Source organism: Micromonospora craniellae (genome assembly GCF_014764405.1).
Classification (GTDB): Bacteria; Actinomycetota; Actinomycetes; order Mycobacteriales; family Micromonosporaceae; genus Micromonospora; species Micromonospora craniellae.
Map to the genome: position 1 here is coordinate 5,044,199 of NZ_CP061725.1, position 22,523 is coordinate 5,066,721.

Here is a 22,523-nt window from a genome sequence, read left to right on the forward strand (position 1 = left end):
TGGACTCCCAGATGCTACCGCCGCGCCCGGATCGCCCCGACTCCCGCACCCGGCCCGCCGATCCTGCCCAGCGGCGGCTGGTACGTCCAGACCCAGCGGCGCGCCCTCAGAGCCAGCGGCCTCTTTGCTCAGCGCCAGCGGCGGGCTCGGTCAGAGCCGGATCGGCATCAGGATGGAGAAGGCGCCCGCGTCGTCCGGGCGGCGGATCGCCAGCGGGGTGACCGGGCTGTCCAGTTCGAGCACCAGCCGCCGACCTCCGGCCGCGTTCAGCGCGTCGAGCAGGTACTCGCCGTTCACGCCGACCCGCAGTTCGGCGTACTCCCCGCCGGTAGGCCCGCCGCCGTCCGGCTCCCCGCCGGCCGAGTCGGGCGGCCCACCGAGGTCGTCGGCGTGGTGCACGTCGTCGGGCCGGTGCACGTCGTGGGGGCCGAGCAGGCGCAGCCCGGCCCCGAGCCCGAGCACCGTCACCGGCAGCAGGGCGCCGGCGTACTCGCGGGTCAGCGTGGGGCCGCCCGACCGCAGCGCGTCGGCCAGCCACTCGGCGTCCACCGCGATCCGGCGCGTCGGCCCGTGTTCGCCCGCCCGTGGCAGCAGCACGTGGTAGTTGGGGAAGTCGTCCGGCAGGGCCGTGACGTGCAGCTCCCGCCCGGCCACGTCGGCGCGCAGCAGGGACCCGGTCAGCGTCAGCCGCACCTCGTCCGCGTCGAGGTCGTCGGTCAGCAGTCGGCGGAGCCGGTCCACCGCCTCCAGCGGCAGCAGGGTGCGCACCGCCGGACCGTCCACCGCCGCGTCGGCCGTCGCCACCGCCAGCCGGTGCCGGTCGGTCGTCACCAGCCGTACGCCCGCGTCGGTCACGTCGAACAGGACGCCGGTGAGCGCCGGCAGTTCCGGGTCGGTCCCGACGGCGAAGCGGACGGCGTCGACGGTGTCGGCGAGTCCCGCACGGGCCAGGGTGAGTCGGGTGGCGACCGTCGACTCGTCGACCGGCATCAGCGCCCGGATCCGGGTCACCTCGCGGCGCGCGTCGGCCAGCCCGTCGGCCAGCCGGCGCAGCTGAGTGTCGAGCAGCCGGTGCACGACGGCTGGATCGGCGCGTACGGCCTGGGCGATCTCGGCCACCGGCATGCCCACCCGGCGCAGTCCGGCGACCAGCCGGGCCGAAGCGACCTGGTCGTCGGTGTACCGGCGGTACCCGGTCACCGGATCCACCCGGGCCGGCACCAGCACCCCGGCGGCGTCGTAGAAACCGTAGGGCACTCACCGTCAGCCCGCTGTCCCGGGCCACCTCGCCGATGCTGCGCAGGTCACGCTCCACCCCGCCGATCCTGCCGCCTCGACCGGGTCGAGGGTCAACCCGGCCCCGGACGGATGTTAGGAAGGGTCCCTTCCTATGCGCCAGGCGTTAGGAAGGGTCCCTTCCTTGCAGGTCACGCTTCACCGAAAGCACGCGGAAGGTGAGGCCGGCGGCGGTGAGTCGGGTCAGCAGCGCGTCGCCCATCGCGGTCACCGGCGTGACCTGGCCGGACGTGGCCGGCAGGTCGTCCAGGGCGAGGCAGAGGGCGGACTCGGCGAGCATCTTGGCGGTCTCGTCGTAGCCGGGGTCACCGCCGGCCACCTCGGTGACCACCCGCTGGCCGCCACCGGTGCCCACGAAACGGACCGTGAACCACGACGTGGCCCGCTGTTCGGCGCTGGGGCCCTGGCCGGAGGCGAGCCGGCCGAGCAGCCAACGCCGGGTCGGGGGCAGCCGGGTCAGTCCGGCCAGCGCACCCAGGCCGGCGCCCGCCACCAGCACGGTGGGCAGGCGCTTCACCGCCGCGAAGTGCCGGTAGCGGAAGTCCGGCCCGTACTCGGGGCGGGCCGCCGCCGAACGGCGCACCACCTGCGGGTCGATGGTCGGCAGCGGCACCGCCCAGACCGGCAGGTCCCGCGACCGGGCCAGCTTGCCCGGTATGGCCCGGACCCGGCGGTCGGCAGGGCGGGGTTCGACGGCCCGCCGCTCGCGGGCCACCCGGGACGTCTCGGCCCGCCGGGAGAAGGCGGTCAGCGCCGAGTGGTACGTGCCGGCGGAGAACCGGCCGCCCGCCCGTACGTAGCCGTCCACGGTGATCGGGACGGCGGCCGGGAGTTGCTTGACGGTGAACCAGACGCCCAGGTCGTGCGGGATCGAGTCGAAGCCGCAGGCGTGCACGAGCCGGGCACCGCTGCGGGTCGCCTCGGCGTGGTGCCGCAGGTACATCTGGTCGACGAACTCGGGTTCGCCGGTGATGTCGAGGTAGTCGGTGCCGGCCTCGGCACACGCCGCCACCAGCGGTTCCCCGTGGTGCACGTACGGGCCGACGGTGCTGGCCACCACCCGGGCCTGCGTGGCCACCGCCCGTAGCGACGCCGGGTCGGTGACGTCGGCGGTCAGCAGCGGCAGGTCGGCCAATGCCGGCGTGATCGCGGCCAGCCGGTCCCGGACGGCGGCCAGCTTGTCCGGGTTGCGCCCCGCGATCGCCCAGCGCAGTCCGGCCGGCGCGTGCCGGGCCAGGTACTGCGCGGTCAGCTCACCGGTGAACCCGGTCGCCCCGAACAGCACGACGTCGTACGTCCGTTCCGCAGCCATCACGCGATGATGTCATCTACCGACCCGGCCGTCGATTTGATCGTGCGGGGTGAACACGGCCCGCAGGCAGTCGTCGGGGCGGTCGCGGAACAGCGCGTACCCCTGGGCCGCCCGCTCCAGCGGGAAGTGGTGGGTGGCCAGGTGCTCGGTACGCAGCTCGTCGCGGGCCATCCGGTCCAGCAGCATCGGGATGTACCGCTGGCCGTGCTGGCGCGCTCCGCGCACGGTGAGCCCCTTGTGCACCACCGCGCCGATCGGGAACGCGTCGACGAGGCGCGCACCGCCGTTGAGCACGAAGACGGTGCCGCCCTTGCGGCAGGCGTGCACCGCCTCGCGGAGCGCCTCGGGCGCCCGGCGGCGTCCGGTGAACCGGTCCGCCAGGGACCGGGGTTCCTCGGCCGCGCCGCCGACCGCCTCCACGCAGACGTCCGGCCCCCGTCCGCCGCTGAGTTCGCGCAGCTCCGCCAGCACGTCGGTGTGGCGTAGGTCGATGGCCTCCGCGCCGGTGTGCCGCCGGGCCATCAGCAGCCGACCCGGATGCCGGTCGACGACCACCACCCGGCCGGCGCCGAGCAACCCGGCCGCGCGGGCGGTCAGTTGGCCGACGGCGCCCGCTCCCCAGACGGCCACCACGTCCCCGGGGCGTACCGCGCCCAGGTCGGCGGCCATCCAGCCGGCCGGGGCGGCGTCCGAGGCGAACAGGGCCCGGTCGTCGCCGACGGAATCCGGCACGGTGAACGCCCCGACGTCGGCGTACGGCACCCGCACGTACTCGGCGTGGCTGCCGGCGAAGCCACCGGCGGCCCGGGGCTGGCCGAAGCAGCCGGCCACCGGATGCCCCCACTCCGCCTCCCCGGCGTCCGGCTCGGTGCTGCCGTTGTCGCAGCACGCGGGCAGCCCGCGCCGGCAGTACCAGCAGGCGCCGCAGGCCACCGAGGCGCAGACCACCACCCGGTCGCCGACCCGGTGCCGGCGGACCGCCGTTCCCGTCTCCACCACGTCACCGAGGAACTCGTGGCCGAGCACGTCGTCGGGGGCCGGACCGGGTGCCTGTCCGGCGAGCAGCGACAGGTCGGCGCCGCAGGCGGCGCTGCGGCGTACCCGGACGATCACGTCGTGGTCGTTGCGCAACTCCGGGTCCGGGACCTGGCGTACGGCCAGGTCCCCGCCGGAGGTCCAGCACAACGCCCTCATCCCGGCGGGCGTGCCGGCCGGTCGGTGGGCAGCCGGTCGGCGCGCAACACCTCACCGGCCTCGACGAGCTGCTTGACCTGCCACAACGTCCGGCGGACCAGGAGCTTCGGGTCGTCGCCGACCAGGTGCGCGGCGAACCCGGACGGGGTGGCGTCGGGCCGCGGGCGGGCGGCCAGTTCGACGCCCCGGCCGCCGGGCGCGGCGCGCAGCGCGACGTCGACCGAGCCGTCGAGCCGACGCAGGGGCTCGGGCCAGCCGCGCACCGGCAGGACCTGCTCCGGCGGCCGGTCGACCGTCACCACCTGCCAGTGCCCGGCACGGTCACCGTCGCGTCCCCGGCCGCGCGCGGCCCACCGGCGCGCGACCACCGCCCGGGCGGTACGCGCCGCCGCCCCGCCGAGGACGCCGGCCACCGCGACGACCGTCCTGACCCGTCCCACTCGTACCTCCTGATCGTGTCCGCCCCCGATCGCCCGGATCGGCCGCCCGACCAGCAGACGGAACCTTCCCCACGGTGGCCCCGGGTCAGGTGAACCCGACTCGCCCCGAAGGGGTGAACCGCTGCCGGTGGGGTAACCACCCGCCGCAGGACCGGGGGAGGAGTACGCGTCCGTGGGGGTGGGCCGGATGCCGGATGACCGCAACACCGTACGGACCGCCGGGACGGTCGGCACACCGGCCGGCCCGCCCCTGCTGGCGTCCCGGCTGACGCCTGCCGTACTGCCCAGGCCGGTGGTGCTGCGCCCCCGGCTGGCCCGGTTGCTGGACGAGGGGGTGGCGGCCCCGGTCACGCTGGTCCGCGCGCCCGCCGGCTGGGGCAAGACCACGCTGCTCGCGTCGTGGCGGCACGCGGTGACCGAGGCCGACCCGGACGCCCCGGCACCGGCCTGGATATCGGTGGAGGCCGGCGACGACAGCGACCGCCTCTGGTCGTATCTGGCGGCGGCGCTGCGGTCGGTCGCGGACCCGGTGGCGGACCCGGCCGGGACGCCGGTGCCCGACCGGGCCCCGCGCCCGGACGAACTGGAGGTGCTCGCCGCTGCCCTGGCCGCCCGGGAGCGCCCTGTGGTGCTGGTCCTGGACGACCTGCACCGCGTCACCGATCCGACCGCCCTGGCCGGACTGGAGTTCCTGCTGCGCCACACCGAGCAGCGGCTGCGGGTGGTGGCGGCCGGGCGGGCCGACCTGCCGCTGGCGGTGCACCGGCTGCGGTTGGCCGGTGAACTGACCGAGATCGGCCCGAGCGAGCTGGCCTTCACCGCCGACGAGGTGGCCGACCTGCTGACCGCGCACGGGGTGGCGGTGCCGGCCGCCGCCGTCGAGCGGCTGCGCGGGCGTACCGAGGGGTGGGCGGCGGCGCTGCGGATCGCCGCGCTCGCCCTGCACGGTCAGCCGGACCCGGCACGATGGATCACCCAGCTCGGCGCGGACCAGCCGGAGATCGCCGGCTACCTGCGTGCGGAGGTGCTCGCCGGGCTGGACCCGGCCGACCGTGACCTGCTGCGGCGCGCGGCGGTCGCCGACACCGTCTGCGCCGGTCTGGCGGTGGCGCTGACCGGCGACGGCGACGCCGAGGGCCGACTCGGCGTGCTCGCGGAGCAGGCCGGGCTGCTGCACCCCGACGGCGGCAGTCCGGTGTGGTACCGGTGCCATCCGCTGCTGGCCGACCTGCTGCACCGCGAACTGGCCCGGCTGCCCGCCGAGGAACAGCGTGACCTGCACCTGCGCGCGGCGAGCTGGTATGCCGGCAACAGCCGCCCGGCCGACGCACTGCGGCACGCGCTCACCGCCGGCGACTGGTTGACCGCCACCGACCTGTTCGTGACCGGCTGGCCGGAGCTGGCGTACGAGCGGAGCGGCCCGACCGGGCCGGCGCCGCCGCCCCCGGCGGAGGCGGTGTCGCGTGACCCGGAACTCGCGCTGGCCTGCGCCGCCCAGCGGGCTCTCGACGGCGACGCCGACGCGGCCCACCACCACCTGCGGCTCGCCGCCGGGCACGCCCGCGCCCTGCCGGAACCGCGCCGCAGCCGGTTCGCCCGGCTGGTCGCCGCCGTCGAGCTCACCCTGGCCCGGCTGGCCGGCGACCCCGAGGCGATACGCGCCGCCGCCGCCCGCCTGCTCGCCACCCGCCCGACCGCCACGCCGCGCGACCCGGACGGCTCAGCGGTCCGGCCGCCGGACGAGGGCGCGGCGGTCCGCCCCGACGGGCTACGGGCGGCCGCCGGGGACGACGCCGACGTGCGGACGGTGGCCGGTACCGCCTCGGCGCTGGCCGCCCTCGACGCCGGTGACCTGGCCAGTGCGGCGGGCGGGTTCGCCGCGGCCCTGGCGGCGGCGCGGTCGGCGCGACGCCCGCGCACCGAACTCGTCTGCGCCAGCCGGTCGGCGTTGCTCGCGGCGCTGCGCGGGGAGCTGCGCGCGGCCGAGGAGGCGGCCCGTGCGGCGCTGGCCCTGCCGCCGTGCCAGGGCTGGTCGGCGCAGCTCGACTGCGGGTACGCCTACCTGGCATTGGCCCTGGTGGCGCTGCACCGGGACCAGCCCGCGGAAGCCGAGGCGAACCTGGTGCTGGCGACACCGGCGGGCCACGAGGCGGTGGCCGGCGTGGTGGCCGCCTGGTGCCGGGCGTGCCTGCGGCACGACGAGGGGGATCTCGCCGTGGCCCACCGCCTGCTGGTGGAGGCCCGGGGCCACTGGTCCGGCCGGGGCGGTGAGCTGGAGTCCTGGCTGCGGGCGGCCGAGACGGATCTGCACCGTGCCCGGGGTGACGTGGCGACGGCCCGGGACCTGGCCGGTGACCACCCGGACGCGCCGACGGCGGTGGCCGCCGCCCGGGTCGAACTACGGGCCGGTGACCCTCGCGCCGCCGCCCGCCTGCTGCCGGACTGGTCGGCGCCGTCGTCGGCCGACTGGCCGCTGCCGGTACGCCTGGACGCCGCACTGCTCGACGCGCTGCTCGCCGCCAGTGGCGGCGACGAACGCCGGGCCGGCCGGACGGTGGAGCAGGCGCTCGACCTGGCCGCACCGGACGGGTACCGGCGACCGTTCACCCGGGCCGAGCCGGGCCTGCGGGACCTGCTCGCCGCCCACCTGGACTCCGGTACGGCGCACTGGCCGACGGTCAGTGACCTGGTCCGTGCCGTCGACGTGCCGGACGGGCGGACGCCGGCGGGCGCTCCGGGGGCGGCACTGGACGAGCCGTTGACCGAGCGGGAGCTGACCATCCTGCGGTACCTGCAGAGCATCCTGTCCAACGTGGAGATCGCGGCCGAGCTGTCCGTCTCGGTGAACACCGTCAAGACGCACGTCCGCAACATCTACCGCAAGCTGGACGCCACCCGTCGCCGGGACGCCGTCCGCCGGGCCCGGCAGCTGCGCCTCATCTGACCCGCGAGCACGGCGGTGGCGGGTGGGTCGACGCCCACCGGCCACCGTCGGACCGCGCCCGGCCGGTGGTCAGCCGGTGGCGTCGTCGACCACGGTCAGGAGGGTGCCCGGGTCGAAGTCGCCGTCGTGGCGGTCGCCATTGACGAACAGGGTGGGACTGGCGTCCACGCCGCTGCGGATCGCGCCGACGAAGTCCTGCCGGATCCGGTCACCGCCGGCGTGCCGCCCGATCTCCGCCTCCACCTCGTCGACCGGCAGGCCGAGCTGCTCGACGCCCAGCGTCAGGTGCACCGGGTCGAGTTGGTCCTGGTGCTCGTAGAGCCAGTCGTGCATCTCCCAGAACCGCCCACGCCGGCCGGCGGCCTCCGCCGCCTCGGCGGCCCGTTCCGCGTACGGGTGGATGTTCGCGATGGGGAAGTGGCGATAGACCAGGCGTACGGCGTCGGCCCGCTGCCGCAGCACCTCCCGCAGATTGCGGTGGGCCGTGCCGCAGAACGGGCACTGGAAGTCGCCGTACTGGACGACCGTCACCGGCGCGTCCACCGGACCCCGGACGTGGTCGTGCTCCGTGACGGGTGTGCGGAGCCGCGCAGTGACCTGCAGTGGCGTGGTCAGCCGATCGGTCATACCCGCCAGTCTCGTGCCCGGCCGGGTGAGGGTGGGTCACCCGGCCGGGGTGGTTGCCGCCGCGGCCGGACACCTCGGCCCGGCACGGGGCGACTCAGCTCAGCACCGGGGCGACCGCGATGTGGTTCTGCACCTCGCGGATGCCGGGCGCGGACCAGACGACCCGTTCGACCTCGGCGCGTTCCGGCATCGAGTGCGCCAACCCGCTCAGCAGCACCGTGGCGCCGTGTACGCGTACCGTCACCTGCTCGGCGGCGCGGCGCTGGTACTCCCACTCGACCTCGCCGTGCAGGGTGACCCAGCCCTGCGAGACCGTCACGTCGATCTGCTCTACCGGCACGAACGCGTGCCACTGGAGGGCGTGCGCGACGGCGGCGGCGATCTCCGGGTCGGTGCGCTCCGCGCCGGTGGCCGTCCGCAGGGCGAGGTCGTTGGCGACCGCCCGGACCTGCGCCACCCGGTGGGCGGCCCGCTCCGCCGCCCACTTCTTGGCGTAGCCGTCCACCCGTCCGGTGAGCGTCACCACGCCCTCCGCGACGGTCACCCCGATCTCGTGCGGCTGGACCCGGGGCTCCCAGTCGAGTTCGTCGCGCACCGCGGTCCGGATGTGCTCGTCGGTGCGGTGGATCGTCGAGATGCCGACCATCTCCTCGCTCCTCTCGTGGCGGCGGGGTGCGGACCGGATCCGGGTCCGCCGGGACCGAGCCTGGTGTCGGCCCGGATGATCCGGCATCACCCGGCTCGGACGAGATGCCCGGAGCGATGTTAGGAAGGGTCCCCTGCTATGCACGAGGCGTTGGCAGGGGACCCTTCCTAACACATTCGCCGGTCGGGACGGCGTCGTCAGGTGAGCGGGTCGGCGGGGGAGTCCGGACGCTCGACGTCCACGAACTCGATGTCGTCGACCGCCTGGTCGCGGCTGCCGACGGCCCGCGCGGCACTGCCGGCGGCCCAGCCGATCGCGGCACCGACCAGGGCCGCGCCGATCAGCAGGGTCCAGGGCAGCGCGGGGCGGCGCCCGGTGAGCGCGTCGAAGGCGAGGCTGGCCCGGTGCCGCGCCTCCTCGGCGGCCGAGCCGACCAGGTCACCGGCGTCGTCGGCGAAGCCGGCTGAGGTGTGCCGGGCCGAGCGGGCGGCGTCCCGGATGCTGTCGCCGGCCGAGACGAGGTGTTGCCACGCCTGGTCCGTGATCTGTTCCGGCTTGCTGCGACGGGCCAGCAGGTTGCTTCCGAACATGTGGTTCCCTCCTCGACAGTGCCGAAGCCGGTGGCCGGGGCAGACCTCGGACGTCGGCGGTTCGCCACCGACGCTGTGCCCCGCCGGACGCCACCGCAAACCGCGAAGCATCGTGTCGTCCCTTCGTCCTGGTCGTCGTCGGTGATGCTGGGCACACCCCGCCATCGGCGCCCGCCGGGACGCAGGTCAGATCGTCGGCCGAGGGGCACGCCGGGTGCCGGACATCGGACGGGCGAGCCGATGCCCGCTACCCTGGTTCGTCGGTGCGGGCCTCGGCTTGCACCGAGCAATAGGACGCATAAGTCCGGATATGGGTGATTTGACGCGCCGATGTCCGCGAATTGCTCATCCCGAGGGGTGGCGACCGAGGCCGTCGGAGGAATACTCTCGGTCGCGGCCCGCGTACTGATGAGGCGCCCGTCGTACGGGCGAGTGGAGGTGCTCGCGTGAGCCTGTCGATCCTGCAGACGGTTCGGCCTGGTGGTGTCATCGAGATCGCCCCTCGGGGCGAGATCGACGTCGACACCGCGTACGAAGTGAAAGAGGCCATCGCCGAAGTGCTGGCCAAGGGGCGGCCGACCCGGATCGAGCTCAACATGCGGCTGGTCACCTTCATCGACTCGGTGGGCATTAGCGCGATGGTCGCCGGCTTCCAGACGGCAGAGGTCAGCGGCGTGAAGCTGATCGTCACCCAACCCAGTCGGTTCGTGCACCGACAGCTCTGGGTGACCGGCCTGCTCGGCCTCTTCGGCGCACCGGAGCCGTACTACGCCGGTGCCGCCGCCACCCCCGAGGTCCTCCCCGGCGGCTGACCGTCAGTCGCCGTCGAGGCCGGACAGGTTCACGTCGGCCACCTCGGTGACGGCGCGCACCGCCGTCACCGTCGCGTACCCGTCAGCCAGCCACGCCAGGTCGGTACCCGGCTGCACCGCCTGACCGGGTTCCTCCAGCGCGGTACGCACGAAACCGTGGCCGGACTCGGCGACGGTCATCTGCACCTGACCGAAGGTGGCCAGCCCGGCCCGGCGTACGCCACGCAGCCGGCCCAGCGGCACGTCCGGCGAGTTGACGTTGAGTACGCTCTCCACCGGCCCGGCGGTCAGCCGGGGGAGCAGGTCCAGGGCCACGTGTGCGGCGGTGGCCCAGTTCCGTTCGGCGTCGCGTACCCGGGCTGCGGCGGCCACCGCGGCACCCCCGCTGACGGCGGTGGCCTCACCGGCCGAGAGCACGTCCAGTGACACCGCCAACGCCCGGCAGCCGTTGGCGGCAGCCGTGAACGCCGCGCCCACGGTGCCGGAGTGCAGCACCGCCCGGCCCGCGTTCGCTCCCCGGTTGATGCCGGAGAGCAGCACCGACGGCGGCGGCCCGAACGCGCCGTGCACGGCGATCAACGCGATGAAGCCGGGCGATCCGCCGACCCCGAAGGCCGGCACCCCGTCCAGCTCCGCCAGCGGGTGCTCGCGGACCACCACCTGCCCGTCCTGCTCGATCGCGCTCATCGCGGCGCTGGTGCCGCTCGCCTCCTCCAGCGGTGCGGCGACCACCACGTCCAGCCCCCGGTCGACCGCGGCCCGGGCCAGCGCCTGGATGCCCGGCGCGGCGATCCCGTCGTCGTTGGTGATCAGCACACGCAAGGTCATGCGCCACCCACCCGCTGGGCCAACTCGTCCGGGGTGGTGCGTTCCTGCGGGCGGATGCCGGCCGGCTCCAGGCGCACCCGGTCCACCAGCCCGGTGATCGAGTCGAGCCGACCGGTGCCCAGCCCGTGCCGGGTGACGTTCAGTGCGCCGGCCGCCGCGCCGGTCCGGATCGCCGTCCGTACGTCACCTCCACGGGCCACCACGGCGGCCACGCTGGCGGTCATCGAGTCACCCGCGCCGCGTGGGTCAGCCGCCTCCAAGCGGGGCATCCGCACCTCGAACACCTCGCCGTCGACGAGTGCCAGCGCCGGCTTGTCGGCCCGGCTGACCACCACGTTCTCGGCACCGGTGGCGTGCAGGTCGTAGATCGCCCGGGTGAGCTGCTCCTCGTCGTCCTCGGCCGCGCGGCCGTCGGCGATCAGCTCCTCGTGGCTGACCTTGACGAAGAAGACCCCACTCTCCAGCACTGCCGTCAGGTGGTCGCCACTGAGGTCCACCACCACCCGGCTGCCGTTGGCGCCGAGGTCGGCGGCGAAGCGCCGGTACAGGTCGGCGGGGACCAGCGACGGGTCGTTCGGGCCGCTGAGTACGCTCACCGCCGCGCGCAGCCCCTCGCCGAGCGCCAGGTTGTAGAGCTCGTCCAGCTCGTGCCGGCTCAGCGGCTGCCCGGTCACGTCGACGATCTCCTGGCGGGTGCCCTCGCGACGGTCGTGCACGTACCCGCCGCTGCCGCCGGAGTCCCGCGCCACCACCTTGAGGTCGACGCCCTCGCTGACCAGCAGCGGCTCCAGCACCTGCCCGATCTCGCCGCCGAGCGCGGTGCAGAGCACCACGTCGACGCCGTGCGACAGCACCATCCGGGCCTGCCAGATGCCCTGTCCGCCGGGGTGCAGGTGTAGCTCCGGAGTCTCGTTGGGCTGGTCGATCGTGACCGTGAGCAGGGGCGTCGGCGCGAAGACCATCACATGTCCGGTCGTGGCGCTCATGACGCACCGTCGCACTGGGCCCGTTGCGGTCCACTCATAACCGTTCCTCCCGCTCGCCCGCGAAATGTCCGCTTCGATGTCGACGGTAACGAAGGTGGCGCGAGAACGCGCGGCGACGGGCGGGGCGCGCCCGAGGCGACCGGGCCGGGGGCGGGAACGACGACGCCGGGTGGGTCGACCCCGTGGGGGCGCTCCACCCGGCGTGCGCGGGTCAGTACACCGACAGGTGCACGTGGTTGGTGTGGTCGCTGGACGGGTCGCCACGCGCGCCGCTGTACGTGCGCCAGCCGCTGCTCGGCAGCCAGATCTGCTTGTACCAGATCACGTAGAGCACGGCGAGACGGTCGGCGTTGTTGACGTAGAACGCCGCCAGGTTGTTGCCGTACGTCCGGTCGCCGCCGGTGGCGACCCCGCCGAAGCCGTTCTTCTGCGCCGCGAAGTCGCAGGCCCGACCCTTCGGGTGCTCACCCGAGCCGCCCGCGCGGTAGCAGGAGACGTACCGGGTGAAGCCGGCCGCCTTGGCCTGGTTGAGCGCGTGCAGGGTGCGCGGGGTGATGCAGCCGTTGGCCGGTGTGGGGTCGTTGACGCTGCACGACTCGGCCGGCCAGGATCCGTTGGCGTTGCGCGGCGCCGGCTTGGCCGTGGGGCTGCTGGAACCGCTGCTGCGTGCGGGAGCCCGGCTGGCCGCCCGCTCCTCCGCCGCGGCCCGTTCGGCCCGCTCGTTGGCCACGGTCAGCGAGCGCTCGGCCTGCTCCTTGCGCTTGGCCATCACGGCCACCTGCTTGCGCTGCTCCTGCACCTCGACGTCGAGGGCCTGCTTGGTCTTGCTGACCTCGTCCCGGGTGGTCCGCAGGTCGTGCAGCGCGCGTTCCTCGTTGGCCGCCACCGCGTCCAGGGCCGCCGCGCGGTCCATGAAGCCGGCCGGGGAACCGCTGTTGAGCAGCGCCGACGCGGCACCGAGCCGGCCACTGCGGTACGCCTGCGCGGCGATCTCAGCGACCTTCGTGCTGCGTTCGGTGAGCTGACCCTCGGTCGTGGTGAGCTGCTCGGCAAGCTTCTTCTGCCGGTCGACCGAGCGGTCCAGCGCGGTCTTCGCGTCGAGGTAACCCTTGCTGGCCGCCTCCAACTGGGCGCGGAGCGCCGGGGTGCCGCCCTCGTCACCGACGTCACCGGGTGCCGCGGAGGCGGCGCTGAACGGTGCGAGCGCGGCGCCCAGGGCGAGGGCGAGCCCTGCGGCGATCAGGGCCGCCGTACGGGCGGCCGGTCTCACGGTTGCCACTGCTGGCATGCACATGTCCTTCCGTCAGCCGCCGACCGGGTTAGCTGACGGGTTCGGGACGGAAGATCCCTACCGCTGGACGCGGATGCACCCCTGGAACATGGTTCCCCGGTTCGCCCTCGCGGGCGATTAGGCGGCGATCACCGCCGGCACCGGTGGGTGCCGCCTGGCGGAGACCGGGTACGAGCCTACCGGTGCTGGTGGGACCGGCGCAGCCGGTGTGACTCGTGGTGTTCGCCTGGTCACCAGTAAACCAGACATAAGGGATTCTTGTCGCTTTTCGCTTCAGTGGGGGTCGGCGGTCCGGGTCAGCCGATCGGGTCGATCGTGGTCAACCGCTGGGTGGCCCGGGACAGGGCGACGTAGAGCGTGCGGACGCCGGAACCGGGATCGGCACGGATCTCGCCGGGGGCGACCAGCACCACGCCGTCGTACTCCATGCCCTTGGCCTCCAGGCTGGTCACCACCTGGAGACGCTCGCCGCCGAGCCCGCCCAGCCAGGCCGCGACCTCGTCCCGGCGCGGCACCGGAGTGATCAACCCGACGGTGCCCTCGACCTCGCCGAGCAGCGCGCTCGCCGCGGTCAGCACGCTGGTCTCCAGCTCCGCCGCCGGCACCACCAGCTCCACCGGGTCGACCCCGGTGGCGCGCACCGCGGTGGGCAGGGCCAGCTCCGGGTACGCCCGCCGGATCTCGGCCGCCGCCACGGCGAAGATCTCCGCCGAGTTGCGGTAGTTGGTGGTGAGCGTGAACCGGTGCCGACGGCGGCGACCCAACGCCTGGTCCCGGGCCCGGGACAGCTCCTGCGGATCCCCCGTCCACGCGGTCTGCGCCGGGTCGCCCACCACCGTCCACGAGGCCAGCCGGCCGCGCCGGCCGATCATCCGCCACTGCATCGGTGACACGTCCTGCGACTCGTCCACCACCACGTGCGCGTAGTCCCGGTAGTCCTCGGGCCGTTCCCGGGCCGCCTGGCGAGCCGCCCGCTGCCGGTCGGCGAACGTGCTCAGCTCGCGCACCCCACCGGCGAGCTGGAACGGGTCGCGCTTCGCGCGGGCCGGACGGACCGGTTTGCCGAGCAGCGCGTCCAGCTCGTCGAGCAGCGCCACGTCGGCGACGGTCGGCCCCTCGGCGGCCAGCCCCCGGTACGCCTGCTCCAGCAGCCGGATCTCGGCGCGGGACAGCAGCCCGGCGGCGTACCGGCGCAGCCGCTCCGGATCGGCCAGCCAGCCGAGCACGTGCCGGGGATGCAGCCGGGGCCACCACGCCTTGAGGAAGTCCCGGAAGTCCGTCCGGTCGATCAGTTCGTCCTCGAAGGCCCGCTGCTCGGGCAGCCGGGGAATGCCCAACCGGCGGGCCTGCGCCCAGAGCGCCGCCAGTACGCCGTCGAAGCCGGCCCGGCGCACCTCGTTGCGCCGTGCGCCCCGGGACAGCGCCCGCTCCCGGACGGCGTCCAGTTCGGCCCGCTCCAGCCGCAACAACTGCCCCCGGTAGAGCAGCCGCAGCTCGGCCGGGGAGTCGGGCACACCGTCCCGGGTCGCCCGCTCCAGCAGCCGACGCATCCGCAGCGACCCCTTGACCGCCGCCACCTCGACCGGGTCGGTGCGGGTGGCGACCAGCCCCGGGAAGAGGGTGCCCAACGAGTGCAGGGTGGCGGTGTCCTCACCCAGGGACGGCAGCACCGAGGCGATGTACTCGACGAACACCGAGGACGGGCCGACCACCAGGATGCCGCCCCCGGCGTACCGGCTGCGGTCGGAGTAGAGCAGGTACGCGGCGCGGTGCAGGGCCACCGCCGTCTTGCCGGTGCCCGGACCGCCGGAGACCAGGGTCACCCCGGAACCGGGGGAGCGGATCGCCTCGTCCTGCTCGCGCTGGATGGTCGCCACGATGTCGCGCATGCCCCGGCCGGTGGTCCGGGACAGGTTGGCCAGCAGTGCGCCGTCACCGACGACCGCCATCTCCGCCGGGGCGGTGTCCGGGTCGAGCAGGTCGTCCTCGATCCGGGTGACCCGCTCCCGGCTGGACTGGATCGTCCGGCGGCGCACCACACCCAGCGGCTCGGTCGGGGTGGCCTGATAGAACGGGGCGGCGGCCGGAGCACGCCAGTCGACCACCAGCGTCGCGGCGTCCTCGTCGCGGATGCCGAGCCGTCCGACGTGGAACACCTGCCCGTCGCGCAGGTCGAGACGGCCGAAGACGAGGCCCTCGTACTCGGCGTCGAGCGCGTGGCGGCGCTGCGCGGCGTGGAACACCATCGCGTCCCGCTCGACCAGCGCACCGAAGTTGCCGACCCGGGCCAGCCGGTAGCCGTCCCGCTCGGCGCGGACCGCCGCGCGGCGCAGCTCGGACAGTCGCGCGTACACCCGGTCGAGATGCCGCTGCTCGACGGCGATCTCCTGGTCCAGGGTGCTCTGGTCCACCTCTTCGTTCTCCTCGTCACGCCGGCCCGGCCAACCGCATGAGATTACGCCCCACCTCACGGGCGTGCGGAGGCAGCGTGTCCGAGTGCGATCTCTATCGGCGGCGGGCGCGACCGGCGGCGGAGCGATGGCCGGCGGGCCGGGCGTCGGCGAGAACCTGACGCAGGACGCCGGAGAGGGCGGCGGTCACCTCCTCGGGGCGCTCCATCATCAACATGTGCCCGGCACCGGGGCAGACGGTCAGCTCGGTGGCCGGCAGCGCGGCGGCGATCGACTCCGCGCACGGCGGCGGGGTGAGCCGGTCCCGGTCGCCGACCAGCGCCGCCGCCGGCAGGTGTGCCAGCGCGGCGAGCGTGGCCAGCCGATGCTGGGCACCGAAGGAGGCCCGGAAGCCGCCGATCGAGCGCAGCGAGGCGCGGGCCACCGCCGAGGTCACCAGGCGGATGTCGGTCGGGTCGCAGTGGTCGCCGAAGAGCATCCAGCCGATGCTGGGACGCAGCGCGCGCAGCAGGGCGCGGGGTGGACGCCAGGCCCCGCATCGGGCGAGCACCCCGGCCCCGGTGGTCTCGGCCAGCCGGATGATCCGGGCGATCCGGGGCGACAACCCGTAGACGGTGTGGGTGTGCCCCTCGGCGGTGGTCGAGACGAAGACCAGCCCGGCCACCCGGCGGGCGAAGTGCCCGGGGTGCCGGTGCGCGTACTCCATGATCGTCATGCCGCCCATGGAGTGACCCGCCAGCACCACCCGCCCGGTCGGTGCCACCGTGTCCAGCACCGCGGCCAGGTCGTCGCCGAGCTGGGCCAGCGTCGCCGTGGGCAGCGTCATGCAGCTCGACCGGCCGTGCCCGCGCGCGTCGTAGCTGACCACCCGCACCGACCGGTACGCCGCGCGAAGCGCCGCCACCTGCCGGTGCCAGCTCCGTCCGTCCAGCGTCCAGCCGTGCAGCAGCACCGCCGTGACCTCGGCGTCCGCCGGCCCGTCGGCCTCCACGTGCAGACGTACGTCGTCGCCCAGTCGCACCTCGACCGGATCTGGCATCGCCACCTCCCCAGGCACACGCGGCCGCGTAACACCGGGGATACCCGGTGGTAACACCGGCTACCCGTCATGAGACCACGCGGATCGGGGTGCTGAGAAGATCCCGGAACCGGGCACGTCCCCGGGACGATCGGGTCAAGCTGAGGTCATGGCGGTGTCGCGGACAGCCCGGCCGTCGCCGGGCGGCCGGCGGCACCCCGCGTGCCGCGCTGGCCGACCTGCTCGCCGGCAACCGACGCCTCGTCAGCGGCCAGCCGGTGCACGGGCACGACGTGACCGCCGCCGCCGCGAGCGCCTCCGGCGACCAGCAGCCGTACGCCGTCCTGCTCGGCTGCATCGACTCGCCCCGCCGGAGCGCTGGCCCACCTGATCGACCGGATCGCGCCCGCGGTGACCGAGGTGGGGGGGGCGGGGGTGGGGACGCGCGAACGCCCGCCGGGTGGGCCCGGCGGGCGTTCGTGGTGGTGCGGGAGGTGGGGGCTCAGCCCTCGAAGACGCCGGCCTCGACCAGGCGCTTCTCGGTGGCGTCCCAGCCGTCGCCCGGGTGGGCGGCGTTGAGGCCGTTGATCTCCGCCCGGATCTTGGTGGCGTGCCCGGCGGCAGCCAGCACCCGGATCTCCTCGACGAAGGCCTCGGAGTCGGTACGCAGGTGCGCGGTCTTGCCGTTGGTCAGGTTCCGCACGTAGGCGTGCTTGCCGCCGTTGAGCGGGATGAGGTACTTGAACTCGCCCAGCACGCTGAGTGCGCCACCCTGGCCAGCCTGGCCGGCCCGGACTGACGCGCGCGCGGTCTTAGAGGTGTTGCTCGCCACGGAGGTACTCCTTGCAAGACGTACGGAGGACGGGGAACGTCCGGGGGCTGGTGCGGGCGGTACCGAACGGGTGACCCGCAGAGGCTGTACGCGGCACAGGCCGCCGATGGAACTGTACACGAGCCACGATCCCGGCTGGTCGTCGCGGCGTCACGAGGTGGAACCGCAGTCACCTGTCCGGGTATTCCGACCGGCGGATTTCCCGATTCGCTGGCGCACCATCCGTCACAGGAGTCATCATGTGTTCCTGCAACGCACCCGGTCCGGGTCGAGGTCGTAGGGGAAGACGCACCTCGCTCTCCGGGAGGTCACCGTGCCAACGCGTGGCGTCGTATACGTCCATTCGACCCCGCTCGCCGTGTGTTCACACGTCGAGTGGGCGATCGCGCGCGTCCTTGCCGCGCCGGTCAACCTGCAGTGGACGGCTCAACCCGTCGATCCCGGCGTCCGCCGGGCCGAGTGCGGGTGGTCCGGTCGCCCGGGGACGGGCGCCGAGCTGGCTGCTGCCCTCCGACAGTGGCCGATGATCCGTTTCGAGGTGACCGAGGAGGCCAGTCCGGGCGCCGACGGCGAACGTTTCATGTACGTGCCGGGGCGCGGGTTGTTCCGGGCCACGGTCGGCGCCGCCGGTGACATCCAGCTCGGCGAGGACCGGCTGCGCAGCCTCATGGCCGCCGCCCGGGGGCCGGAGGCGCTCGCGCACGCGCTGGACAAGGCACTCGGCACCGCCTGGGACGCCGAGTTGGAGCCCTACCGCTATGCCGGTGACGGCGCGCCGGTGACCCTGCTCACCCGGGTCGGCTGAGCGGCCGGGTCCCAGGCCCGCCACCTCCGGCGGCGTACCCGCACGCCTGTCCACCGGCCGACGTTCGAGTTGCCCCGACACGCGGTGAGCTGGTGGGATGGGCCGCGTGTCGACCACCCCTCGGCGCGTCGTCGCCGCGTTCGTCGCCGTGACCGCGTTACTCGTCACCGGCTGTTCGGGAGCCGGGCAGCGACCGGGGGCCGCCCCGTCGTCGGCCCCGGCGACAGCACCGGCGCCCCCGTCGAGCGCACCGCCGGACGACCCGGCCACCCGGGCCGCCGCGCTGGTCGCCGAACTCGCCGACGAGGACCTGGTCGGCCAGGTGCTGATGCCGTACGCCTACGGCGACCAGGCCACCAAGGTCTCGGCCGGCTCGGCCGCCGGCAACCGGAACCTCGGGGGTGTCGACACCCCGGCCGAGATGATCGAAAAGTACCGGCTCGGTGGCCTGATCCTGGTCGGCTACAGCGCCGACGACCCCACCCAGAGCAACCAGGCGACCACCAACGTCGACAACCCGAAGCAGGTCCGCCAGCTCACCACCGGCCTGCGGGAGGCCGCCGGCAAGCTGCCCGCCGGCACGGCGCCCTTCCTGATCGGGACCGACCAGGAGTACGGCGTGGTCACCAGGATCACCGACGGGGTGACCATGCTGCCCAGCGCGCTCGCCGCCGGTGCGGCCGACGATCCGGCGTTGACCGAGGCCGCCTGGCGGGCCGCCGGCACCGAACTCGCCGCGATGGGGATCAACCTCGACTTCGCGCCGGTCGCGGACGTGCTGGTCACCCGCAGCACGGTGATCGGGTCCCGGTCGTTCGGCGCGGACCCGCGCCGCGCCGCCGGGCAGGTCGGTGGCGCCGTGCGCGGGTTGCAGGCGTCCGGGGTGGCGGCCACCGTCAAGCACTTCCCCGGGCACGGGCACAGCGCCGTGGACTCCCACGAGGACCTGCCGGTGCTCACGCAGTCACGCAAGAAGCTCGCCGCCGAGGCGTGGCCCCCCTTCACCGCCGGCATCGAGGCGGGTGCCCTGGCCGTGATGTCCGCCCACCTCGACGTGGCGGAGGTCGATCCGGGCGTGGCCGCCACCTTCTCCCGCAAACTGCTCACCGACGTGCTGCGCGGCGAACTCGGGTTCCAGGGCGTGGTGATCACGGACGGGATGAACATGCCGCCGGCCCGCCGGTGGGGGCCGGGTGAGGCGGCGGTACGCGCCCTCAAGGCCGGCAACGACCTGATCCTCATGCCGCCGCACGTCGGTCAGGCGTACGACGGGCTGCTGACGGCGTTGCGGGACGGCTCGCTGCCCCGGGCCCGACTGGTGGAGGCGGCCACCCGCGTACTGACCATGAAGTTCACCCTGGCCGACAAGCCGGTGCCGGAGATGTCCACGCTGCGCGCGCCGGCACACCGCGAGGCGGCCGGTGACCTGGCCGCCGCCGCAGTGACCGTGTTGAAGGGCCGGTGCGACACCAGCGGGGTGAAGGGCCCGGTCACCGTCACCTCCTCCGGCGGGCGGGAGCACACCCGGGCCGCGCTGACCGAGGCGCTGACCGCAGCCGGGGTGCAGGTGGTGCCCAGCGGCGGCACGGTGGTGCACCTCGTCGGGTACGGCGACGGTGCGGCGGACCTGCGGTCCGGTGCCGCCGTCACCGTCGCCATGGACACCCCGTACGTGCTGGCGCGGGCGAGCTCGCCGACGCTGCTGGCCACGTACTCGTCGAGCCGGGTCTCGATGACGGCGCTCGCCGACGTGCTGGCCGGCAAGGCCGCCCCGCGCGGTCGGTCCCCGGTGAAGGTCTCCGGGCTGCCCGCCACCACCTGCGGCTGACCCGCCGACGACCGGCCCGGAACACGCCTCGGCCCCGCCGACGCCACCACGCGTCGGCGGGGCCGAGGCGTGGTGCCGCGGCGTGCGCCGCCGGGGTGTCTCAGGCTCGGGTGAAGACGAGTGCCACGTTGTGGCCGCCGAACCCGAACGAGTTGTTCAGCGCGGCGGGGATGTCCATGTGACGTGCCTTGCCGGCGACAACATCGAGGTCGAGTCCGTCGTCCGGGTCGTCCAGGTTGATCGTCGGAGGTACCACGCTGTCGCGGATCGCCAGGATGGTGGCGATCGACTCCAGCGCGCCGGCCGCGCCGAGCAGGTGCCCGGACATCGACTTGGTGGCGGTCAGCACCGGGTGGTCACCCAGCGCCTGGTGCAGGGCCTTGATCTCGGCCATGTCGCCCACCGGGGTGGACGTGGCGTGCGCGTTGACGTGGCTGATGTCGGCCCGGTCCACGTCCGCGTCGGCGATCGCCTTCGCGATGGCCCGGATCGCACCGGCGCCCTCCGGGTGCGGCTGGACGATGTCGTAGCCGTCGGAGGTGATACCGGCGCCGGCAAGCCGCGCGTACACCCGGGCGCCCCGGGCGGCGGCGTGCTCGGCGCGCTCCAGCACCACGATGCCGGCGCCCTCGCCGAGGACGAAGCCGTCGCGGCCCTTGTCCCACGGCCGGGAGGCCAGCTCGGGTTCGTCGTTGCGGGTGGACATGGCCCGCATCGAGGCGAATCCGGCGATCGGCAGCGGGTGGATCACCGCCTCCGTGCCACCGGCCACCACCACGTCGGCCCGACCGGACCGGATCATGTCCAGGCCGAGCGCGATGGCTTCCGCGCCGGTGGCGCAGGCGCTGGCCACCGAGTGCACGCCCGCCTGCGCGCCGAGTTCCAGGCCCACCCAGGCGGCCGGGCCGTTGGGCATCAGCATGGGCACGGTGTGCGGGGAGACCCGGCGAGGGCCGGATGCCTCCAGGATGTCGTCCTGGGCGAGCAGGGTGACCGCGCCACCGATGCCGGAGCCGATACTGACCCCGATCCGCTCCGGGTCGGCCCCGGCGTCGACCAGGCCGGCGTCCGCCCAGGCCTGGTGTGCGGCGATCAACGCGATCGCCTCCGAGCGGTCCAGCCGGCGGAGCTTCACCCGGTCCAGTACGGTGGCCGGATCGACCGCCAGTTCGGCGGCGATCCGAACGGGCAACTGGCCGGCCCACTCCTGGGTGAGCGCACCCACCCCGGAGCGGCCGGCAAGCATGGCGTCCCAGGTCGACGCGACGTCCCCGCCCAGCGGGGTGGTCGCGCCGAGCCCGGTGACGACGACGTCAGGACGACTCATGTCAGGACTGCGCCTCGATGTAGCTCACGGCGTCCCCGACCGTCTTGAGGTTCTGGACCTCGTTGTCCGGGATCTTGACGCCGAACTTCTCCTCGGCCGCCACCACGACCTCCACCATGGAGAGCGAGTCGACGTCCAGGTCGTCGGTGAAGGACTTCCCCTCGGCCACGTCGTCCGGGTTCACCCCGGCAACCTCTTCGAGAATCTCGGCGAGGCCGGTGGTGATCTCGTCACGGGTCATTGCGGTGGGTTCCTCTCATCGGGTTCTCTCGACAGGCGGCGACGCCGCCCGTCACACCTCTGCGCCTGCGCGCCGAGGGGGTATCAGGGGCAGCGGACGACCTGACCGGCGTAGGTCAGGCCACCGCCGAAACCGAACAGCAGCACCGGCGCGCCGGAGGGCACCTCGCGGCGCTCCACCAGCTTCGACAGGGCCAGCGGGATGCTGGCCGCCGAGGTGTTGCCGGACTCGATCAGGTCCTTCGCGATGATCGCCTGCGGGATGTTCAGCCGCTTCGCGATGCCGTCGATGATCCGGGTGTTGGCCTGGTGCGGGACGAACGCGGCCAGCTCCGACGGGTCGACCCCGGCCCGCTCGCACGCCTGCAACGCCAGCGGCGCCAGGGCGGTGGTGGCCCAGCGGAACACCGTCTGACCCTCCTGCGCCACGTACGGGCGCCAGCCCTCGATGCGTACCGCGTCGCCGCGGTCGGGCACCGAGCCCCAGACCACCGGGCCGATGCCGGCCGGCTCGCCCTCGGGTGCGGCGGTGACCACTGCGGCGCCCGCCCCGTCACCGAAGATGATGCAGGTGGAGCGGTCGTTCCAGTCGACGAAGTCGGAGAGCTTCTCCGCGCCGATCACGATGGCGTTGCGGCTGGCACCGGCGCGGACCGCGTGGTCCACGGTGCCCAGCGCGTACGCGAAACCGGAGCAGGCCGTGTTGAGGTCGAACGCGCCCGGTGCGTCGATGCCCAGCTTGGCCGCGACCCGGCAGGCCACGTTCGGGCTGCGGTCGATGGAGGTGCAGGTGGCCACCACCACCAGGTCGATGTCGGAGGCGGCCAGGCCGGAGTTGGCCAGCGCCTTGTCGGCGGCGGCGGCAGCCATGTCGGCGACCGTCTCGTCACCGGCGATCCGCCGGCTGGCGATACCGACCCGGTCCCGGATCCACGCGTCGTTGGTCTCCACCAACTGGGCGATCTCGTCGTTGGTCACCACCCGGGACGGCTGGTAGTGCCCCAGGGACAGGATGCGACTGCCGCTCATGACGAGCCCTTCCTACGGTCGATCTCGGCACGAGACTCGGACGGACTGAGGCGGACGACGCTCACGC

General features: G+C 74.3%; 20 protein-coding genes, 1 pseudogene and 1 riboswitch. Of the genes and pseudogenes, 4 read left to right on the forward strand and 17 right to left on the reverse strand.

Translation table 11 applies throughout. The annotated features are described in order from the left end of the window. Positions 1 to 150 precede the first annotated feature (150 nt). The 4 genes and pseudogenes from ID554_RS22895 to ID554_RS22910 form a co-directional block, all read right to left on the reverse strand. Positions 151 to 1,303: pseudogene (locus ID554_RS22895) on the reverse strand (DNA polymerase III subunit beta family protein). Positions 1,304 to 1,402: 99 nt separating this feature from the next. Beyond that, complete coding sequence (locus ID554_RS22900; RefSeq protein WP_117229754.1) at positions 1,403 to 2,608, reverse strand: saccharopine dehydrogenase family protein; 1,206 nt, start codon at positions 2,606 to 2,608, stop codon at positions 1,403 to 1,405. A gap of 12 nt (positions 2,609 to 2,620) precedes the next feature. Continuing rightward, a complete protein-coding gene (locus ID554_RS22905; RefSeq protein WP_117229753.1) occupies positions 2,621 to 3,802 on the reverse strand; it encodes an alcohol dehydrogenase catalytic domain-containing protein in 1,182 nt (393 codons plus the stop codon). Further along, the gene (locus ID554_RS22910; protein ID WP_117229752.1) at positions 3,799 to 4,242 is read right to left on the reverse strand and encodes a hypothetical protein; all 444 of its coding nucleotides are present in this window, start codon (positions 4,240 to 4,242) and stop codon (positions 3,799 to 3,801) included. The genes ID554_RS22905 and ID554_RS22910 overlap by 4 nt, the downstream gene beginning before the upstream one ends. Before the next feature lie 187 nt (positions 4,243 to 4,429). Here ID554_RS22910 and ID554_RS22915 point away from each other — a divergent pair, with 187 nt between their 5' ends. Further along, positions 4,430 to 7,186: a helix-turn-helix transcriptional regulator gene (locus ID554_RS22915; protein WP_117229767.1), complete on the forward strand. Its 2,757-nt coding sequence runs from the start codon at positions 4,430 to 4,432 to the stop codon at positions 7,184 to 7,186. 69 nt (positions 7,187 to 7,255) lie between these two features. Here ID554_RS22915 and ID554_RS22920 read toward each other — a convergent pair whose 3' ends face one another. The 3 genes from ID554_RS22920 to ID554_RS22930 all read right to left on the reverse strand — a co-directional run bounded on the left by ID554_RS22920 (position 7,256) and on the right by ID554_RS22930 (position 9,049). Further along, positions 7,256 to 7,801, reverse strand: coding sequence for a DsbA family protein (locus tag ID554_RS22920; RefSeq protein WP_117229766.1), 546 nt, complete (start codon positions 7,799 to 7,801; stop codon positions 7,256 to 7,258). Between the two features lie 106 nt (positions 7,802 to 7,907). Further along, entirely contained in the window at positions 7,908 to 8,459 is a 552-nt protein-coding gene (locus tag ID554_RS22925) for a BON domain-containing protein (protein ID WP_117229751.1), read from the reverse strand. 197 nt (positions 8,460 to 8,656) lie between these two features. Then, positions 8,657 to 9,049, reverse strand: a complete 393-nt coding sequence (locus tag ID554_RS22930; protein ID WP_117229750.1) for a hypothetical protein — start codon at positions 9,047 to 9,049, stop codon at positions 8,657 to 8,659. A 446-nt stretch (positions 9,050 to 9,495) separates the two neighbouring features. Here ID554_RS22930 and ID554_RS22935 point away from each other — a divergent pair, with 446 nt between their 5' ends. Next, positions 9,496 to 9,861, forward strand: a complete 366-nt coding sequence (locus ID554_RS22935) for an STAS domain-containing protein (RefSeq protein WP_117229749.1) — start codon at positions 9,496 to 9,498, stop codon at positions 9,859 to 9,861. 3 nt (positions 9,862 to 9,864) lie between these two features. On the opposite strand, the gene surE is transcribed toward ID554_RS22935, so the two are convergent. From surE to ID554_RS22965, 7 genes are all read right to left on the reverse strand, one after another. Next, the gene (surE, locus tag ID554_RS22940) at positions 9,865 to 10,689 is read right to left on the reverse strand and encodes a 5'/3'-nucleotidase SurE (protein WP_117229748.1); all 825 of its coding nucleotides are present in this window, start codon (positions 10,687 to 10,689) and stop codon (positions 9,865 to 9,867) included. Then, a complete protein-coding gene (locus tag ID554_RS22945) occupies positions 10,686 to 11,675 on the reverse strand; it encodes a 1-phosphofructokinase family hexose kinase (protein WP_223884212.1) in 990 nt (329 codons plus the stop codon). The genes surE and ID554_RS22945 overlap by 4 nt, the downstream gene beginning before the upstream one ends. Before the next feature lie 211 nt (positions 11,676 to 11,886). After that, positions 11,887 to 12,963: a coiled-coil domain-containing protein gene (locus ID554_RS22950; RefSeq protein WP_117229747.1), complete on the reverse strand. Its 1,077-nt coding sequence runs from the start codon at positions 12,961 to 12,963 to the stop codon at positions 11,887 to 11,889. Between the two features lie 4 nt (positions 12,964 to 12,967). Then, a riboswitch (cyclic di-AMP (ydaO/yuaA leader) is annotated at positions 12,968 to 13,100 on the reverse strand. A gap of 162 nt (positions 13,101 to 13,262) precedes the next feature. Beyond that, positions 13,263 to 15,377, reverse strand: a complete 2,115-nt coding sequence (locus tag ID554_RS22955) for a HelD family protein (protein WP_117229746.1) — start codon at positions 15,375 to 15,377, stop codon at positions 13,263 to 13,265. Positions 15,378 to 15,471: 94 nt separating this feature from the next. Beyond that, on the reverse strand, positions 15,472 to 16,416 hold the full coding sequence (locus tag ID554_RS22960; RefSeq protein ID WP_117229764.1) for an alpha/beta fold hydrolase: 945 nt from the start codon (positions 16,414 to 16,416) through the stop codon (positions 15,472 to 15,474). Between the two features lie 146 nt (positions 16,417 to 16,562). Then, a complete protein-coding gene (locus tag ID554_RS32515) occupies positions 16,563 to 16,685 on the reverse strand; it encodes a hypothetical protein (RefSeq protein ID WP_263407353.1) in 123 nt (40 codons plus the stop codon). Positions 16,686 to 16,897: 212 nt separating this feature from the next. Beyond that, the gene (locus ID554_RS22965) at positions 16,898 to 17,227 is read right to left on the reverse strand and encodes a hypothetical protein (RefSeq protein ID WP_117229745.1); all 330 of its coding nucleotides are present in this window, start codon (positions 17,225 to 17,227) and stop codon (positions 16,898 to 16,900) included. A gap of 313 nt (positions 17,228 to 17,540) precedes the next feature. Here ID554_RS22965 and ID554_RS22970 point away from each other — a divergent pair, with 313 nt between their 5' ends. Then, entirely contained in the window at positions 17,541 to 18,032 is a 492-nt protein-coding gene (locus ID554_RS22970) for a DUF3145 domain-containing protein (RefSeq protein WP_117229744.1), read from the forward strand. 97 nt (positions 18,033 to 18,129) lie between these two features. After that, the gene (locus ID554_RS22975; RefSeq protein ID WP_117229743.1) at positions 18,130 to 19,860 is read left to right on the forward strand and encodes a glycoside hydrolase family 3 protein; all 1,731 of its coding nucleotides are present in this window, start codon (positions 18,130 to 18,132) and stop codon (positions 19,858 to 19,860) included. 100 nt (positions 19,861 to 19,960) lie between these two features. Here the strand turns inward: ID554_RS22975 and fabF are convergent, their stop codons facing one another. The 3 genes from fabF to ID554_RS22990 form a co-directional block, all read right to left on the reverse strand. After that, positions 19,961 to 21,187: a beta-ketoacyl-ACP synthase II gene (gene fabF / locus ID554_RS22980; protein WP_117229742.1), complete on the reverse strand. Its 1,227-nt coding sequence runs from the start codon at positions 21,185 to 21,187 to the stop codon at positions 19,961 to 19,963. 1 nt (position 21,188) lies between these two features. Continuing rightward, positions 21,189 to 21,428 carry an acyl carrier protein gene (locus ID554_RS22985; protein ID WP_053653162.1) on the reverse strand — a complete coding sequence of 80 codons (240 nt, stop codon included), beginning with the start codon at positions 21,426 to 21,428 and terminating at the stop codon, positions 21,189 to 21,191. Positions 21,429 to 21,511: 83 nt separating this feature from the next. Continuing rightward, positions 21,512 to 22,456 carry a beta-ketoacyl-ACP synthase III gene (locus tag ID554_RS22990; RefSeq protein ID WP_117229741.1) on the reverse strand — a complete coding sequence of 315 codons (945 nt, stop codon included), beginning with the start codon at positions 22,454 to 22,456 and terminating at the stop codon, positions 21,512 to 21,514. Positions 22,457 to 22,523 lie beyond the last annotated feature (67 nt).